Raw genomic sequence first — 17,806 nt, 5'->3', positions numbered from 1 at the left:
ATCACCTCCTTAAAACAGGGATACATCACTGACTTTGCGGGCAATGCGATTGACGGTCAGTACCAGGATAAGTCCAATAATACTTTGAAATAATCCAACAGCTGCGGCATAACTGAGGCGCCCTTCGCGAATGCCAGAGTTGATGGCGTGCACATCCAGAACACTCCCGATACTCGCGGTCGCCGGACCATTCAGCAGAAGCAGCTGTTCGTAGCCTGCGCTCATCAGGCTGCCTACGGCAAGAATGAACAGGATGATAGCCACGTTACGAATGCCGGGAAGTGTCACATGCCACATCTGCCGGAAACGTCCTGCACCATCAATCTTGGCAGCTTCATAGAGCTGCTGATCGATTCCTGCGATGGCGGCCATGAAGATGATCGAATTCCAGCCGATGTTCTTCCAGATGTCCGATCCAACAATCAGTTGATAAAACCACGTTGGATTGTTCAGGAACTGGATGGATTCTGCACCCATGGCTCCCATGAAGTCATTGACCGGTCCACCATAGGGTGTCAGCAGTCTCTGCATCAGCGTGACCACAACGATCCAGGATACGAAATAAGGCAAGTAGGACAACGTCTGAATGGTCTTCTTAAACCGGATCTTACGAACTTCATTTAACAGGAGTGCGAGAATAATGGGCATCGGAAAGCCGATCAGCAGTTTCATAAGGCTAATGATGATCGTGTTGCGGATAATGTCACCGGATTGATAATAATTGAAGAACTGTTCGAAATACTTGAAACCTGCCCATGGACTTCCGGTAAATCCACCAATGAAGTTGTAGTCCCTGAAGGCAACCTGAATCCCGTACAAAGGGACATAAGAGAACAGAAAAAACCAGACAATGCCTGGCAGCATGAACAAATAAAAGAGTTTATGCTGCCAGATTCGCTTCATCAATCGATTGTTAGTTGCTCTCGTCTTGATCACATTCCCACATCTCCTTTCTCAAAATGAGAAATTCACTGCCTCTGCTATACCTGCAGCAACTTCAAACGCAGCGTAATAATTTCAAATGGCTTGAACGATAGCGTGATCATCGATGGGTCTGTCATCGGAATCGACGAAATGATGTTCTCCATCAGATCAGCTTTCCATGCTTCCTCGGTGTTGATTCCAAGATGAATGACCGTATGGGCATGTGTTCCGGACGTTTCATACACGCGGACGATGATTTCGTCGCCATCTTCGGCTTTTTTAATGGACTCTACCATGACGTGTGCATGTTCCGGTTGCAGGAACGATTTTGAAAGCGGCAAAGTTCCAGCCGGTTTATCATGGACAGAGGGTAAGGGGACTGTACGCAATGGAATATTCAGTTCATTACCTCTCCGATAGATCTCGGCTTGAACATGATTCCCTTGATGCGGATATAACGAATAAGTGAATACGTGTTCCGCACGATCGGCTTCCGGATCAGGATACGAGCTGCTGCGCAGCAGGTTAAGGTCAAGCACATTATGAAGGGCTCTGTGACCGTACTTACAATCATTGAGTAATGCGACTCCGTAATCGGGCTCCGAAATATCTATCCACTGGTGGGCACAGATTTCATCTTTGGCAAAATCCCATAGGGTATTGCGATGGGTCGGTCTGGACAGACTGCCAAACTGGATCTCGCAATGCACCTGATCTGTACGAATATTCAACGGAAAAGACGAGCGAAGCATCTTGGCATCTTCCCGCCAATCCACATGAGTTTCAAAATCGATTCGGCGACTGCCCTCCGTAAGAATAACGCTCTGATTAAATTCGGATTCACCATAGCTGTATTGAAAGATCAGTCCAATCCTAGGCCCTTCACGAAGCTCACGAATGTTACCCAGTGTTAAAGGCATACCCGGATGCTCTGAATAGTCATGACTGAAATCCCAAGCGTCTCCTTCATCATGATATACACGGAGATGATTTCCCTGATGTCCTTGAGGAATGATTTCTCTACCTTCTGCTTTATCCAAAATCGAGATGATTGCACCGTACTGATCAAACTTCACGAAAAGCACATGATTTTCTATGAAGCGTTCTTCCACATTTACATGTAACGCTGAATCCAGCGTCTCCGATCCCATTTCGATGCACGTTCCGACCTCACCCACCGTACACTGGCTAGGATATTCAGGTACAACCATGTATCCCATGGAGGGAACAAGTACCTTTATCCATCGTCCTTGTAGAAAAAGCCATTCCTTCCGCTGCCAAGGCAATGAATTGAACACCACTGCAGATACGGATGGGGGCTTGCTGCTTGAAGCGATCCGATCCGCTAAACTGCTGTAGGTTTCTGCAATCATGTTTTCTGTTTGGGTCAATAACTCCGCATATCTGATGAGTGATTCATCATAAACCCGCTTGATCGAAGATCCCGGAAGGATATCATGAAACTGATATAATAAGACCTCCTTCCATATGAGTTCGAGCGTATCGGATGGATAAGCTCTGCCCGAATGGACCGCCGCCAGAACGGAGGCAAATTCCAATTCACGCAGCGCTTTTTCCATTTTCCGATTATACCGCTTGCTTCGCGCCTGACTGGTCAGCGTACCCTGATGCTTTTCCAGATACAGCTCCCCCCGCCACGTTTGAAATTTCTCTCGTTCTTCATTGAGCCTTTCAAAAAAGGTCCACGAAGGCTCCTGTATAACGGGAGACAATCCAAGCAGATTCCTGGTCCGTTCGAGTCGTTCCAGATGCTCTTCACCTGGTCCGCCTCCCCCGTCCCCTATGCCAAAGAGCATCAGCGCATGCTCGGATACATTTTTATCCAGATATTCTCGCTCTGCCTTGGCAATGGATCGAGGTGCCGCCGGGCTGTTGTACGTATCCTCGGGCGGCATATGTGTTAATACTGCTGATCCATCAATCCCCTCCCACATAAACGAATGATGGGGGTGTCGATTGTACTCACTCCAGGAGAGCTTTTGGGTCATCATGTAATCAACTCCGGACTGCTTCAATAACTGGGGCAAGCTTGCCGAATAACCAAATACATCAGGCATCCAAAGTGACTTCATCTCCAACCCGAACTCCTGTTGAAAATAGCGCTTGCCATACAGAATCTGCCGTACAAGAGATTCACCACCGGGGACATTTGTATCCGACTCGACCCACATGGCGCCCTGCGGTTCCCATCTGCCTTCACGAACTCGTTCCTTGATCTGATCGTACAATTTGGGATAATGCTGCTTCATCCAGTCGTACAGTTGAGGTTGACTCGCACCGAATACGTAATCCGGATAACGTTCCATCATGCGAAGCACGGTCGAGAACGTTCTTGCACCCTTACGGATCGTTTCCCGGATCGGCCATAACCAGGCCAAATCGATATGTGCATGGCCTACAGCGCTCAAGGTTAAGACTGGATCTCCCCCTTGCAAACCGAGCTGTTCCTCCGTACGTTTTTTCGCTAGTCGTACACGCTCTTCGGAAAAATCGGTCAGCTGCAGCGAAACGTCATAGAGCGACTGGTATATTCTCTCCTTGCGAGCTGATCCAGCTGCCAGGCAGTCTGCCGTTTCCAGGAGAACCTCGATATCGTAGTACAAACTGCGGATATCTTCCCGACAGACTGCGATAACAGCCTCTCTTAAAGAGCCACCCTGATACTTGCCGAATAAATCGTTATTGCCCGCTTCCGCCCATACTTCAATCTCATCTCCCCTGACAAATCTCTCGCTCAGATGAACGACCCGCTTGCCGGGCAATCCCAAGGAGAAATCAAATTCGGAGTTAATGGTCGTCAACCCCTGAACAGGCGTTCCTTCATGGTCAAACAGACATAGTTCTCCACTGACATCCAACAAGAGAACGAAGCGCTCATGGCTGCTGACACTACGGGCTGGCAATGGGCCTGCAAAACGGAACCAGGCACAGTCCCAGAGCTCACCCCATCGTTCTCCTTGCTGCAGAGTCACTTCCCTTCCAGAACTCCGAGAATCGTAGGACACGGGCTCGTTTGTAACCCATGCCTTTGCTTCCAGTTCGGTCAGCGGATCATATATGGCTTCTCGAAGTTTGTTCAACAACTGTTTTAACCGTTCTGGCCTTATCGGTTCATATGGCATGTTCGTTACTCCTCTCTGTTACGATGATTGGGCTATGAATCAAGAAGACCATCGCACATGTACCTCTGTCCGGTTCTCGTTCCCATGCTCATATTGAATAAGCACGGTCTGCGAATCCGGGTCCCACTCCCAAGAAGCGGCTGCTGCTTTCCCTTGAACAAAATACTGGGCAGATACAGGTTTCTCCTTACTGTACAGCCGTGCAGCAGCCTGCAAGCGAGCTGGCCCTCGCGCCACGAATTGAAAACCTGTGGCCGACTCGGACAGAGCTTCAATTCGGGAGGAAGCCGCAATGAGGGAAATTCCTCCAGCCGCTGGACGTCCTGACTCAATATCATAGAGAAGTGCCTGTTCTCCCGGTTTCATAACAACTTGGTTCAGTACCGCGAGCTTCGCATCGAATAAGTCCACAACTGGACCCGGTATAGATAGTGGTTCATCGCTCACCGACTCGTCTAACGCAGCTGCGATGATGTAAGGCCCGCGCTTGATTTTGAAATATGACCTTGATACCCACTGCATCGCTGGTTGGTTGAGCATCCCAATCAAATCCTGAACCGCTTGGCGGAGACGATTGGCCCCTGCCGTGGACAGCGTGAGATCAGCCGGATGTTCATTCAGCCAAGCCACGCCTCCTTTTCCCACTATCTCGATACCACTCTTCATTTTCTTCAGACCAAGCTGCTCGAACAAATGCTCCCGCGGGGAATGATACTTGGTTCCGAACTTCTTCTTCCCATCTTGCTGCTCGAGATTCCACCATGCACGAATAGCATGATAAGGATCACTGTCATCGCCAACATAGATCAGTGCCCCGCCATCCTGCACCCACTGCGCCAGAACGTAATGAATATCCGGATACTCAGGTTTGATAAATTCATAGCTGAGTACGAGAACATGGTAAGGTGACAAATACCCCGGATATCGTCGCACATGATCCAGTAAAAGAGGACGAACGGGTATCCCGTATTTTAGTAGCGGGAGCGCCAGACCGTAAAATGGAGAGAAATCAAGCAGCTCGGTATCGCCCTCTTGCTGAAAGCCTTCAGGGTCTGTTCCATCATATTTCCCCGGATGAGGCGCCTCAGGATCTGGCTTCATCCGCTGAAACATTGCGGAGTCGGCGATAAGAACGCCAACTTGCAGCGGTATCTGATCGATCTCGATCACATTCTGGTCCAGGTTACCCAGCGTATGCATGACTTGCAGCAGCGTCGTTGCGTAGTCTGCCGGAATGTTCTCCTTACCAGCACCTTCTTCCGCCGGATAAGTTCCTTGAAATATTCTTCGTGGCCATGGCGCAACTTCATAATGGGCAACCCCGGGATGCAGCAGCGAAGCAACCACGGTCTTCAAATAGTTCTGCTTGTAATCCGCCCAGGTGTAATTGGGGTTATCTTCGATCGGATCATGCAGGAACCACATGCGTCTGTCGGTTCCGCGGACCAGTTCCTGCATGACGCCATATTCTAGGTAAGCGGTTTCAAATGTGCGTTCCTTCCGAACCCCTTCATACACATTGGGTGTGCGGGATGTCCCCGTCCAGATCTGCGCGATGTATCCGTCGATGGAGGCCAGCTCAACCAATTGAGATTGCGGACTGACGATTCGCCACTGCGTGTAATTGATTAGGCTGTGCGTTGGAACATAAAAGCGGAGTACACGGCCATATCGTTGCAATGCATAATCCTTCATCTCGGCACATAACCGGTCCAGAACCCGAGTATATAAATATGCCTTTAGTTTGGAGGCTCGATATTGTGCATCAGGAGAAGCATGCGGCGGAATCCAGAGTTCTTTGTAATACAGCTGCCACTCCCTCTTAAAGGCTTCAGAATAACCACCGTTCACCCAGAATTCAGGTTCTTCCAGATGAATGGCCTCAACACCTGCATCTACAGCAATTCGAATGTGCTCCGCCAGATAGCGTCCAAACGAAAGGGTAGGTACCATGTACGGAATAACGGGCTGATCACCGTGAAGAATCATCTGCTGGTGGCGACCCATCTGCGCTTCATCCCAATGGGGTATGCCATCCACCTCGCCATCAAGGTAACTGTTGTAATTTCCCCAGGCTACCCCGGTCATGAGATGCACAATATATCCCTTCTCTTTCCATTGCTTGATGCGTTCCGTCATTGACTCGTCAATGCCATATACCATCACAAAGTCAGTCTGCAGGTCATAGTCGGGATGATACGGAGCTGACTCCTGAAATCCGGTGCGTTCTTCTTTCCGGTCTCGTGACACATTCTAACCCCCTAGTGTTGATGTAGGTTTGGATTGCGTTGTATGATTATCCATCATTTTCTAGACTATAATATATGAATTGAATATATTCAATATGTTTTTTTGAATACAAAAAAAACCTTCCCGCATTAAACGTAAAGGTTTCCAATGTGCTTCCAAGTTAAATTTGAGGAACTCTTGCAGTGGTTTGGCGTACCACAAGTTCCGGTTCGATTAGAATTTTGCTATAGCATTTCGCTGTTTCATGTCCATGCAGCACTTCAAGTAATTTAACCGCTGCCTGGTATCCCATATCCCGCTCAAACTGATTCACGTGAGTAAATATGCTGAATTCCTCCACGATGGAAGTGGGATCATCAAAGCTTACAATGGACACATCTTCAGGAACCCGGAGACCTGCCTGCTTGGCTATTTGGTGAATTTGTACACCGAGCCTTCCGTTAAGCGAAACGTATGCTGTCACCATTCGGTTTACGATATACCTGTAAAGGGGATGGGACTCTGCATCTTTCAGCAAGCTTAATGGTTGGAAATCTGTGATCATATGCGCCGGATTTATTAACGCCCCTTTGCCTTTCAAGGCATCGATATAGCCTTCGATCCGCTCCTGGACTGTGACCGTTTGCAATGGTGAATCCGAACAGATGGCGATATCCCGGTGTCCGAGCTCCCACAGATGCTCTACCGCAAGTTTTGTACCGCGTCTTCCATCCGCCGCAATATAGTGTGTCTCAACGCCAGGCAGATAGCGGTCGATCAGTACAAAAGGAAAACCGGAGAGCTTCATGCCAAGGATCTCCTCGTTGTAGTTTTCCTCATCGACAGGAAAAATTAACAGGCCTTCAGCGCCGAGTGCCTTCAGTTCCTTGATGACATCCTTCTCTTTGTCCAGCCTGCCATGTGTGAACATGATCATGCTTCGATAGCCCTTCTCGCTAAGGGCTTGTTCAATTCCCTCAACCAGTCTGATGGCGAAGTAATCGTGGATGGAGGGCATAATCACACCGACCATTCCTGCAGCGAGTGTGCCTTCTCTTCCCTTTATTGCAGCCGCCGGCGTTGATGTCGAAGGTACGATATCGTTTTCTTCTGCCACAAAACTGCCCTTGCCAGGCACCCTGGCGATCAGCTTCTCATTCGCTAATCCTGTCAAGGCATTGGCAACGGTAATTTTACTGACCTGAAACTGATCCATCAGTTCCTTCTCTGTCGGTATCCGGTCACCGGGCTTCATCTTTTCTGTTGTTATGATCTGTCTGACATAGTCCTGGATTTGCTGATACAACGGAACTCGTTCGTTTGTATTCATTCGGATCACATCACCAATTCATTCGTAATATTTGAGATATATAATATATCCTTTCACAAAAGAGCGCAATAAACAAGCTGAACTTATCCGCAGTTTGACATAAGATCTCCTAGATATACCGTGATTAAAATGTCTCTTTTCCATAAACACTGGGAACTTTTGTCGAAGCCCTTGCAATAACATATATGTATATATTTAATATATCTTGAAGTGAGATGTGTTGCCTGGCATTTTAGCCGCAAAAGGAGGATGGGATGACCGAGGGATACACACGCTCATATTTCTGATTATAACAAGGAGTGAATTGGCCATGGCTCGTAGATTCACGATTCTCTGTTTAGCCTTCCTCTGTGCTTTTTCCTTAACTGCCGGAGCGGCATCCGCTTCGCAAACCAGTGTTCAGACCGCTAAACCTGGAGATTCCAAAGCTAACCGTGAACTCCCCCGTTTCAAGAAGCCCCAACATCTGGATGCAGCCGATATCTATGATGCACCAGGTGATATCAAATTACTGTTTGGAACGTTACAGGGAATTGTAAACAGGAAACAACCGCGAATCTATCTGATCGAATCCCAGGAAGAAGGAAAATTGACCTGGCTCAATGATCTCGATGTACCCTATACACTTCATCAGGATTATTGGGATGTGTTTTCGACATATCGCAGCGAAGTCAAAGGCATAATTGTGTATGATCCGAAGTTACCTGATTCAATTAATGTGGCAACCACGCTTGCCGGTTTGAAGGATGCTGTAGTTGCCAGTCCGGAGCTGGCAAGCCAATTATCCAAAGCACCGTACAACCTGAAGATCCTCGATGATCTACAGGGTAAATTCAGCAGCCGACTTGATGCGTATACCTGGCAATATGAGCATCTGTGGAAGAAGACAACCCACCAGATGTTAGTCGGACTGGATCCGGATACAGCCATTCGTATCCCATCCGGTCTTCCTGAGTCATTTGTGACCATTGCGGAGGAAGAGCAGCCGATACGCGATGCTGGCAACCGAGACACGTATTCCCTTGACCTTACTTCGCTGCTTGGGAAATCAGAGGTTTATCTCCGGTTTGATGACGCCTTAACCCAGGATGGCTGGGGCCCGGCCGTGCATGAAGTTACCTTGAAGGCGGATGGCAAAATCATTGCAAACTTCGTTGCAGGAACACCAGAAGAGGAAGTTTTTCTGTATGACAGACAAAATTCCAAGGTTGCAGAGGGACAGGGCGGTCACCGTTTCGCCGATAATGGCAATTATTTTGTATATGAATTCAGCCTTCCTGCGGGAACCCAAAAGCTGACGGCTGAAGTGGACATGTGGAACCAGTTTAAGGTATCGGCTGGTAATATCCGCCCACTCTCTGCCGAGCAGCAAGAACCCTATGCCTATTTACGGGATTACGCGGTCGCCAACAAAGCGATGGTATTTTGGCTGGATTCCAATGTGCCTGAACAGAAAGCACTTTTTGAGAAAATCATGTCCGACGTGGAACCCGGAACTCCCTACCTTGGCTGGTTCAGCAATGATGTGGAAGGTGAGTTCAGCTCTGTCGAGATTGCTTCCCGATATGGTGTCTATGTACTCGCTGCAGACTGGTTCAGTAATCTGACTGTTTTCTCGGGTACCGAGCCCAAGTTCAAACCTGCCCAAAAATCTCCACGTCCGGAGTTGGAGAACAAAATCTACGTGACGTATACCTTCACGGAAGGCGATAATTTTCAGTACAACCAGCACCGCATGCGTGTCATGTGGGAGGATCCGGCGCGAGGCAAGGTTCCCATCAACTGGACTTCAAGCCCCCTACTGTATGAGGGTGCGCCGGCGATACTGAATCATTATGTGAATACTGCAACCCCCAATGATTTGCTGATTGCCGGACCATCCGGTGCAGGATACCTCTATCCGGGTGCATGGCCAGACTCAAGCTTCCGTCCATTTTTGCAGCAGACTGAAAAATACCTGAAAAAGACAGGCATGAATATCTCGTATGTGTTGAACCGGGAAGACAGCGAAAATATACCTCTCACGCCATTTAAAGCAAGCGCTTACGAGAAAGACTACCATTCACCAGGTCTGTTCATTAGCTATGAAGACAATTATGGTGTTGAGATCGTTGGTGAGAGTTTGCCGGTGTCTACAATTCGTGGAATAAGTACTGCCCAGGACGGACTGCAGGTATTGAATGAGGCAAAAGCGAATTGGGATGGAAAGTCGCCGTTGTTCATTTCCCTAGGGTTGCTTGCCTGGAGCATGATGCCATCCGATGCACTCGCACTCACCGAAGAACTGGGAGCCGAATTTAAAGTAGTACGGGCGGATGACTACTTCTCCCTCATTCGGGAAAGTTACGATTTGCCTGCTTCCAAGTAATCTTCCATACTCATAGAGAATTTCGACTGCAGCACGTATAGAACGCATAGAAGCATCGAAGCCCTTTGCTAGGGATTCGATGCTTCTTCTTCATGTTGATCGAAAATAGATATTTTTAAGTTGACCATACAATGAGTAAATTATTTCCTTGGCTTTTCCAGCTTGAAATGTTTGCCCGCCTCCAGTTTAGCAGCTGCTTCCAGCAGGAAGACACCGCTAAGCTGTGCAGTCAGGTGGAGTGGATTCTGGGCTGGTTGACCCCACGCCTGACCAAATAACCCGTTTTTTCGGCTGCCTTTCAGTAACGCATCTGCATTGCGGTCAATCGCTTTCTTCAGATTCTTGTTATGACCAATATCATACAACTCCGCCAGGTAACGGATCAGTATGCCTTTGAACAAGGCACCATCTCCATCCCCATCCTCTAAGAAAATCCCCGTCTTCTCATCCGTCAAGGACTTCAGGGATCCCGCGGCTGTCTTCTCTGCATCTTGCAAATACATCTGATCTCCTGTAATCCGGTAAAGCTCTACTCCGGCTCCAATGAATGTACCTTGGTTGTATGTGAAGATCCAAGCTTCATTAACATCAAGCGTGCCATCCTCGCGCAGCACCAAACCATCCGCTACGAGTCCCGTTTCCGGATGTACAAGATATTGTTTTTCCCAATCGTATATTTTTTGCGCCCATTCCAGGTCCTGTGTATCACCAAAATGTTCATATAACCTTGCTGCCAGAATGGAAGCTGGTCCGCTGGAGCATGCATTCCGGTTATACCGCTGATCCTTCTTCCATGCCATACCACCCAGGTCATCCTCCCACCAGGCCGTTTTAATGTCTGTCCAGAGATCCAGCACGTACCCTTTCATCTCTTCACTGCCTGTCGCATCATATAACCGAAGAGCAGCAAGGGCAAGCCATTCCATATCATCATAGAACTCATTATGAAGGGAACCATTGTGTTCAATAATACTGTGTACCAGTTCTTCCGCACGTTCCGTGTACGCTTTGTCTCCTGTCCGTTCAAATCCGTCTACCAGTGCATCCACCGCATGAGCTTTCCACCAATAATTCAGGGCTTGTTCACCTTCCGGTGTCGATGGATAAGCGTTATTCATCATTTTTGTTTCATCATTCCAGTAGTATTCATGCAGCTTTTCTTGTGCCCACTGCGCTTGGCGGGTATATTGATTTTTGCCTCCACCACTGGCACCCATAGTGGTCACCAAAATGATACTGAGTACAACCGTCAAACTTACGATTTTCTTTTTTCTCATCCTATTCCATCCCTTCTTCATCATCAGATTATTCTTTCACTGCACCGAGAACAATTCCATGGATTAAATAACGCTGTAGAAAAGGGTAAATCAGCAGAATCGGGATCATGGAGACCAGTATTTTGGCAGAATTCAATGTGGTGTTAGAAATTTTATTATACTGCTGCAGCTGTTCTACGGAGAGATTCTGCATCTGGTCCCGCGTGAGACTAAGCTGCTGCAGATAGGTCTGAAGCGGTATTTTGGAGCTGTCGTTGATTAGAATGATTCCGTCAAAAAAGTTATTCCAGTGCCCGACGATGACAAACAGCATAATGGTCGCCAGACTTGGCATCGAGATCGGGATGAAGATTTTGAGCAAAATTTTCATTGGTCCTGCGCCATCAATAAATGCGGCTTCTTCGAGTTCCTTCGGAATTCCTTTGAAGAAATTCATCAGAAGAATCACATTGAAGACAGGAACGGCACCTGGCAGTACGAGCGCCCATATGCTGTTGATCAGCCCGAGCTTGCTAATCACCATGTACCAGGGAACGATCCCCCCGCTGAACAGCATCGTAAATACGATAATCCACATGTAGGCGTTCCGTGATCTGAACTGTGTGACACTGCGTGACAGCGGATAGGCCATAAGAATGGTGAGAACCATATTAATGGCGCCCCCCAGCAGCACCCGTTCCACGGATATCAGAAAAGCATTCCAAAACTTCGTATCTTTCAAAATCTGTGCGTAGGATGAGAAGTTCAACTCCACTGGAAAAAAGTAGACCCTGCCGGCATTCACAGCCGTACTGCTGCTGACGGAAACCATGATCGTATTCACAATCGGGGCCAGGGACATGAATGTAATCAGGATCAAAGTAAACATAATCAACAGGCGGGATAGCCTGGAACCCAGCGTTTTTGATTGGATCATGCTAACCCTCCTAGAAAATTCTGTACCCCGCATATTTCGATGCCAGTCTGTACGAAACGACAATCAAAACAAAGCTGATAACCGATTTCATCAAACCAATGGCCGTCGCGAATGAATACTGCATATTGATCAAACCCATGCGGTATACAAAGGTATCAATAATATCACCTGTTTCATATACGAGCGGATTGTACAGGTTGAAAACCTGATCAAATCCCGCATTCAACACATTGCCAAGACTCAGCGTACCCAGAAGAATGATGGTCGGGAACATGCCCGGCAGCGTAATGTTTAGCGTCTGTTTCCAGCGATTCGCTCCATCCATTGCAGCAGATTCATATAAGGCAGGGTTAATTGCCGTTAATGCAGCCAGATAAACGATGGTTCCATAGCCAAATTCCTTCCAGGTATCCGTCACAATAAGCAGCGGCCTGAACCAGTCATTGCTAGCCAGAAACATAATCCGCTCCAGACCGAGGATTTCAAGGAAATTGTTAATCATCCCATCAAAGGAGAAAATCATCGTGAGCATCGTACCCAGAACGACCCAGGACATAAAGTGCGGCAAATACACAATGGTTTGAATCGAACTCTTGAATACCTTCAGCCGCACCTCATTAAGCAGAAGGGCGAATACGATCGGCACAATCAATCCAAGCACTATTTTCCCGACCGCAATGACCAAGGTATTGATAAAAATCTGCTTCGCGTCCGGCAGTTGAAACATATAGGTGAAATTGCTTAGTCCTGCCCATTTGGAGCCGAATATGCCTTTGGCAGGAATGAACTTCTGAAAGGCCATGATTACACCAAACATAGGCACAATGGAGAAAATGAACAGCATGACCATGCCGGGCAGCAGCATAAAATGGTAGGTCATCTCGTCAAATCTCTTACGTTTTTTTTTGCCTGGGTAGCGCACTTCCCTTTTCGGATGTATCGTCGTTTTCACTTGCGCCATTGTCCGTTACACCTCCATCCTGCACGTCTATAGGCAGGTCTTATCGGTAAAAGCACTTGCGGAAGTCTGGTACCAGGCTTCCACAACATTGCGCTCCTACTTCACTCCGGTTATTTTACCTTTTGCTCATCTCGTTGACTTCTTCCGTAATCTCATCTCCACCTGTACGTTTCCATGTGTCGACAAATGTATCAAATTCGTCTACAGGAGCTTGGCCCATAATGATTTTGAGGATCGTTTCTTCCTCGAGCTTCTGCAGGTTTGCCCACTTCAGCTTCATGGTCTCCGTTGTTCCGTAAAAGCCGGCAGGAGTCACTTCCAGATTGGGGTTATTTGCTTCACGTTGTCCTTCAATCCGTGAGAGATATTCGCCGTAAGTGTTTACGTCTATGGCATTTCCTTTCTCCTTGAATTCCTGATAAGCCTTGAAAGAAACGACCCGATCTTCCTGAACTTTGGAAGCATCTCCGCTCTCATCAGCTTTCATTAAATCTTCGTAATAGCGCTTCAACACATCGTCATAATCGACTTGCATCGGGATTTGTGTCGGATCGTTGTTCCAGCGGCTCGCATCGGTCAACATCTCATCGGGATGTTCCTTCTTGTAATTGATCGCATCCTCTGTTAAGGCGTAGAGGAAATCCGTTGTGAGGTTAACTGATTTCATGATCGCTTCAGGGTGGGCAAAGTTCTTGTTCACCACGACGATCCCTCCCCCTACAGGATCCTGTCGAATCGTTCTGAACTTGCCATTCCCATCCAGTGGTGCTGATACGGCAACCCAGACTGCATCGGGATCTTGTTTGATGGAGTCTTTGTAGTTGGTATAGCCGATCCACCATGGATTAAAAACCATTCCCGCCTGTCCGTTAATAACGAGTGCCTCTTTCTCTTCACTCGACCGGACAGCAAATTGTTTATCAATCAAGCCTTCCTTATACATGGCACTGACCTCTGCCAGTGCCTGCTTCATTTCCGGTTGAACTGAGCCGTATACCACTTGACCATCTTTCTCAATCCAGTTCATCGGAAAGGCACCATGTGCAGCAAATATCGGGGTGAAGTTCATTGCATTGGAATCCATCACCATGCCCACCGTCTTGCCTGTTCCCGACACATCCTGTTCCACAAATGTTCTGGCGAGATTCCACACGTCCTCCACAGATTCCGGCAGCTTGGCGCCCACCTTATCTACCCAATCTTTCCGAACCCAAAGCAATTGGTGCTGATTCCCAATGTTTGTCATGGGAAGACCCATGATTTTGCCGTCCACCTTAACCTGATCCAGCAGCAAATCCCCATAGGAACCATAGATATTCTTCACACCCTCGGATGCTGTCTTCTCATATACCTCTGTCATATCGGCGATCAGATCATTATCAACCAGCTGGTTAAAAATTTCGCGGCTGACCAGCATTACATCTGGCAGGTCACCCGTGGTCATGGATAAGGACAGCTTCTGATCCATGTCGTCCGTTTCCCAAGCCACCTTGGCCTTGACATTCACCCGATCTTCGACATAACGTGTAGCCAAATTGTCCTCAATGGTATCGCCGGGAGGCAAGTTATTGACATGATTCGTATTTCGACCAATTGTGAATTCCACGGGTGTCTCATATTTACCGTAAGGTTCGTAGTCCTGCTCCGATATCTGAGGTTGTGCGTTGTCACTGGTCCCTCCGGTGCAGCCGCTGATTACAACCAGCACCATACAGGCCATCAGTAGTGAAGCGATCTTACCGCGTTTGTTCATCCTGTCATCCCCTTCATTTGATTTGCTTGAATAACCAAATTGTATGCGTTTTCAATTTTGGCGTATATGCAATTTTTTTCGGATATGTATCACTTTTTTCATGACCTCCACTTCCCCTTCTCCCAGCGCTCATCACTTGGGCAGAGAACAAAATAAGCGGCTGCCTCAGCAACCGCCTTCATTTCTAACGTTTTGTTTTGTGCCTGTCTGTTGTTTGTTGTTATGCTGTAGAAGTCGGGATGACCATAGACACTTCTGTTCCGTGCCCCGGCTCACTCCGAATGGCGAGTCCATAATCCTGTCCATAATACAGTTTGATTCGATCATTCACGTTCCTCACGCCGCATCCCCCATTTTCACTGGTTAGCAACCGCACGATTTGTTCAGGCATCATGCCTGCGCCGTTATCCGTTACAGCTAATTTTATACCTTCGTTCACCCGATTGATCGTAATCTGAATGCAGTAATCCGTCGCATCCGGCTTAACAAAACCGTGTTTAATAGCATTTTCTACAATAGGCTGTAAAACAAAATGAATCACTTCAGCTTGCAGCAACTCTTCATCAATATCGTAATCCACGTCAAACAGACCATCATTCATAATGAGCTGCAAATCCAGATATGCCTTAATATGCTGGGTTTCAGCTTCAATCGTGGTCATATGTCTCCCCTGGTTCAATGTCGTTCTGTAGAAACGGGCTAATGCCGATACCATATAACTCGTTTCAATATCTGCCTTCTTCTCGGCTCTCCACCGGATAAATGAAAGTGTATTATACAGAAAGTGAGGATTAATCTGGCTGATCAGCCTGTTATATTCACTTTCCTTCTTGGCGATCTCGGCGTGATATACCTGTGAGATCAGGCTGTTGATTCTTCTGAGCATTTTACCGATGCCGTTCGTCAGCTCACCGAATTCGTCCCGGGATGAACTCTGAATTATCACTTCCAGATTGTTCCGTTCAACCTTGTCGACCTTGTACTTCAGACGAAGAATCCGGCGCGTAAAGTTGTTGGAGATAACATAAATCAGCAGGAAGGTAATGATCAGGCTGAGAATAATGACAAACAGAGTAATTTGAAAAATGCCCATCGCATTTGCATACGCATTGGTATTCAGCAGACTATAATGGATCGTCCAGCCATTGCTGGAGAGTGATCGGTTTAGGCTCAGATCGCTAGTCTCTTTTTTTCCCAATCCGTTCACCGCATTCCGCTTATTGTTCTCCTGAAAAATAACATGCTGATCCGAGTCTTCAATATGAACGGACACATGCTCAGACAGATTATCCAGATCTCCAAAGATGCTGTCATGCTGAATGGAAATCACCATAAAGTTGCTGTCTTTCGGGTTGCTGATCAGTTCCTGAACCAGATAAAGCTTCTCTCCATCCACAACCCAGCGCCTGCCTCGGAAACCGTCGTACCACGCTTGGCTCCTGAACTCCCCGATTGGCAAAATATTATTGCGAATTCCGAGCAATTCTCCGGAAGTATAGAAGGTAATCCCTTCAATATTATCGTCCATCATTTTGATGTTTGAGATCAATGGCTCCATAATGTCACGAAAATCCAGGTACATATTATAATAATTATCATCGTAATCTTTGGTAAAGATCTGCGAAAATTCTCGATTAAGCACCATAAACTCGCTCAGCGTATTGTACCGATTGATTTTGTAATCCATGATGCTCGCCACCTGCTCCAGGCTTGCTTCTGCTTCACTTCGCAGCTCTTTCATTTGAATACGGTACGATTGAATGAAGGAGAGCAGTCCAAGCAGTAGAATCGGAATAAGGGCAATGACCAAATGCGAAAGCAGCAGCTTGTTACGGAACCTGATATCATTGAATCTGCTCTTGATCCACCCGATCATGAAGCACCCCGCACTCTCTGAACTGTAACGGACTGATGCCGAACTTGTTTTTGAATAGCTTGGCAAAGTAGGAATGGTTGTCGATGCCGACAGCCACCGCAATGTCATTGATTTTCATATTCGAGTGCACCAGCAAATGACTTGCGCGGCTCAGCCGGTAATCCGTCAAATATTTCGAGAAGTTCTCTCCGGTTTCCTTTTTAAACAAAATGCTTAAATATCCTGGCGACAGGTACACATCGTGTGCCGCTTCAGACAATGAAATATCTTTCTGATGATTATCCTTCACATAGTTCTTAACCTGCCGAATAACCTTCATTTCCATGGATTCAGGTTCAGACTTCCCGCCGTACGGGCTCAGTTTTGTGATATCCACCATGACCTGCAGAAACTCTTCCTTCACCAGTGGTTTAAGCAAATAATTCACAACGCCCAGTCGAATGGCACTGCGGGCATATTCAAACTCATCGTATCCGCTGCAAATGACAATATCCAGGTTCTGCTGTGTTTTGCGTGCTTGCTTGCTAAGTTCCAGTCCGTCCATGAGTGGCATTTTGACGTCAGTGATCAGGATATCAATTGCATTTTGAACCAGAATCCGTTCCGCGGTCTTTCCGTTCTCCGCTTCCATGATGTGAAAAGGAAAGCCATAGTGAGCTATCAAATTCTTAATTCCTTCTCTTTGAACAGACTCATCGTCAACAACCAGAACATTAAACATCATGACATCTCCTTTGCAAGTGAAAGTGAGAGGATATAGAGAATGGGAAAAACATGTTATTCATGATATGCCAGTTACATCGTAGTATATCATAGAATCAAGAAAGGGCTTTCATTTATAATGAGCATTTCAACAGCCGTCTTTTCCAGACCAAAAAAGCCGCCAATTTGGTATTATCCCCTTTTAGTAGACAAGAGAAAAAAGACATCTGTTAAGATGGACTTAATCTTGCCAAACGAAGGGGATTTTTTTATGGCTAAAAAAGGACAAACTTTCCGGCGGTACTCCTTGGAATTGAAATTGGAGGC

General features: G+C 47.1%; 12 protein-coding genes. 2 read left to right on the top strand and 10 right to left on the bottom strand.

The window, feature by feature from the left end; translation table 11 throughout:
• Positions 1 to 9: 9 nt before the first annotated feature.
• From HP552_RS06555 to HP552_RS06540, 4 genes are all read right to left on the bottom strand, one after another.
• Positions 10 to 936, bottom strand: coding sequence for an ABC transporter permease (locus HP552_RS06555; protein ID WP_175394766.1), 927 nt, complete (start codon positions 934 to 936; stop codon positions 10 to 12).
• Positions 937 to 980: 44 nt separating this feature from the next.
• On the bottom strand, positions 981 to 4,067 hold the full coding sequence (locus HP552_RS06550) for an alpha-mannosidase (RefSeq protein ID WP_175394765.1): 3,087 nt from the start codon (positions 4,065 to 4,067) through the stop codon (positions 981 to 983).
• Between the two features lie 39 nt (positions 4,068 to 4,106).
• Positions 4,107 to 6,317, bottom strand: a complete 2,211-nt coding sequence (locus HP552_RS06545) for a hypothetical protein (RefSeq protein WP_175394764.1) — start codon at positions 6,315 to 6,317, stop codon at positions 4,107 to 4,109.
• Positions 6,318 to 6,477: 160 nt separating this feature from the next.
• A complete protein-coding gene (locus tag HP552_RS06540; RefSeq protein WP_175394763.1) occupies positions 6,478 to 7,626 on the bottom strand; it encodes a GntR family transcriptional regulator in 1,149 nt (382 codons plus the stop codon).
• 310 nt (positions 7,627 to 7,936) lie between these two features.
• On the opposite strand from HP552_RS06540, the gene HP552_RS06535 reads away from it, so the two are divergent.
• Positions 7,937 to 9,994, top strand: coding sequence for a GxGYxYP domain-containing protein (locus tag HP552_RS06535; protein WP_175394762.1), 2,058 nt, complete (start codon positions 7,937 to 7,939; stop codon positions 9,992 to 9,994).
• Positions 9,995 to 10,134: 140 nt separating this feature from the next.
• Here HP552_RS06535 and HP552_RS06530 read toward each other — a convergent pair whose 3' ends face one another.
• The 6 genes from HP552_RS06530 to HP552_RS06505 all read right to left on the bottom strand — a co-directional run bounded on the left by HP552_RS06530 (position 10,135) and on the right by HP552_RS06505 (position 17,501).
• On the bottom strand, positions 10,135 to 11,271 hold the full coding sequence (locus HP552_RS06530) for a glycoside hydrolase family 76 protein (protein WP_175394761.1): 1,137 nt from the start codon (positions 11,269 to 11,271) through the stop codon (positions 10,135 to 10,137).
• A 28-nt stretch (positions 11,272 to 11,299) separates the two neighbouring features.
• Positions 11,300 to 12,187 (bottom strand): carbohydrate ABC transporter permease, encoded by an 888-nt coding sequence (locus HP552_RS06525; RefSeq protein WP_175394760.1) that lies wholly within the window; start codon positions 12,185 to 12,187, stop codon positions 11,300 to 11,302.
• Positions 12,188 to 12,197: 10 nt separating this feature from the next.
• Positions 12,198 to 13,067, bottom strand: coding sequence for an ABC transporter permease (locus HP552_RS06520; RefSeq protein WP_175394862.1), 870 nt, complete (start codon positions 13,065 to 13,067; stop codon positions 12,198 to 12,200).
• A 196-nt stretch (positions 13,068 to 13,263) separates the two neighbouring features.
• Positions 13,264 to 14,901 carry an extracellular solute-binding protein gene (locus HP552_RS06515; protein ID WP_175394759.1) on the bottom strand — a complete coding sequence of 546 codons (1,638 nt, stop codon included), beginning with the start codon at positions 14,899 to 14,901 and terminating at the stop codon, positions 13,264 to 13,266.
• A gap of 220 nt (positions 14,902 to 15,121) precedes the next feature.
• Positions 15,122 to 16,777 (bottom strand): sensor histidine kinase, encoded by a 1,656-nt coding sequence (locus tag HP552_RS06510; protein WP_175394758.1) that lies wholly within the window; start codon positions 16,775 to 16,777, stop codon positions 15,122 to 15,124.
• Complete coding sequence (locus tag HP552_RS06505; protein ID WP_175394757.1) at positions 16,746 to 17,501, bottom strand: response regulator transcription factor; 756 nt, start codon at positions 17,499 to 17,501, stop codon at positions 16,746 to 16,748. The genes HP552_RS06510 and HP552_RS06505 overlap by 32 nt, the downstream gene beginning before the upstream one ends.
• 117 nt (positions 17,502 to 17,618) lie before the next feature.
• Here HP552_RS06505 and HP552_RS34665 point away from each other — a divergent pair.
• Positions 17,619 to 17,806 (top strand): hypothetical protein (locus HP552_RS34665; RefSeq protein ID WP_217506343.1); only part of this gene is annotated, 188 nt, incomplete at its 3' end.

It is taken from the genome of Paenibacillus xylanilyticus, from assembly GCF_013359935.1.
Classification (GTDB): domain Bacteria; phylum Bacillota; class Bacilli; order Paenibacillales; family Paenibacillaceae; genus Paenibacillus; species Paenibacillus xylanilyticus.
This window is presented reverse-complemented; position numbering and strand designations above follow the sequence as displayed.

Bases quoted from the DNA above. Each gene is read 5' to 3' on its own strand.
- HP552_RS06520 (WP_175394862.1), bottom strand. From the start codon at position 13,067: ATGACCTACCATTTTATGCTGCTGCCCGGCATGGTCATGCTGTTCATT.
- HP552_RS06535 (WP_175394762.1), top strand. From the start codon at position 7,937: ATGGCTCGTAGATTCACGATTCTCTGTTTAGCCTTCCTCTGTGCTTTT.
- HP552_RS06510 (WP_175394758.1), bottom strand. From the start codon at position 16,777: ATGATCGGGTGGATCAAGAGCAGATTCAATGATATCAGGTTCCGTAAC.
- HP552_RS06525 (WP_175394760.1), bottom strand. From the start codon at position 12,187: ATGATCCAATCAAAAACGCTGGGTTCCAGGCTATCCCGCCTGTTGATT.
- HP552_RS06550 (WP_175394765.1), bottom strand. From the start codon at position 4,067: ATGCCATATGAACCGATAAGGCCAGAACGGTTAAAACAGTTGTTGAAC.
- HP552_RS06505 (WP_175394757.1), bottom strand. From the start codon at position 17,501: ATGATGTTTAATGTTCTGGTTGTTGACGATGAGTCTGTTCAAAGAGAA.
- HP552_RS06515 (WP_175394759.1), bottom strand. From the start codon at position 14,901: ATGAACAAACGCGGTAAGATCGCTTCACTACTGATGGCCTGTATGGTG.
- HP552_RS06530 (WP_175394761.1), bottom strand. From the start codon at position 11,271: ATGAGAAAAAAGAAAATCGTAAGTTTGACGGTTGTACTCAGTATCATT.
- HP552_RS06540 (WP_175394763.1), bottom strand. From the start codon at position 7,626: ATGAATACAAACGAACGAGTTCCGTTGTATCAGCAAATCCAGGACTAT.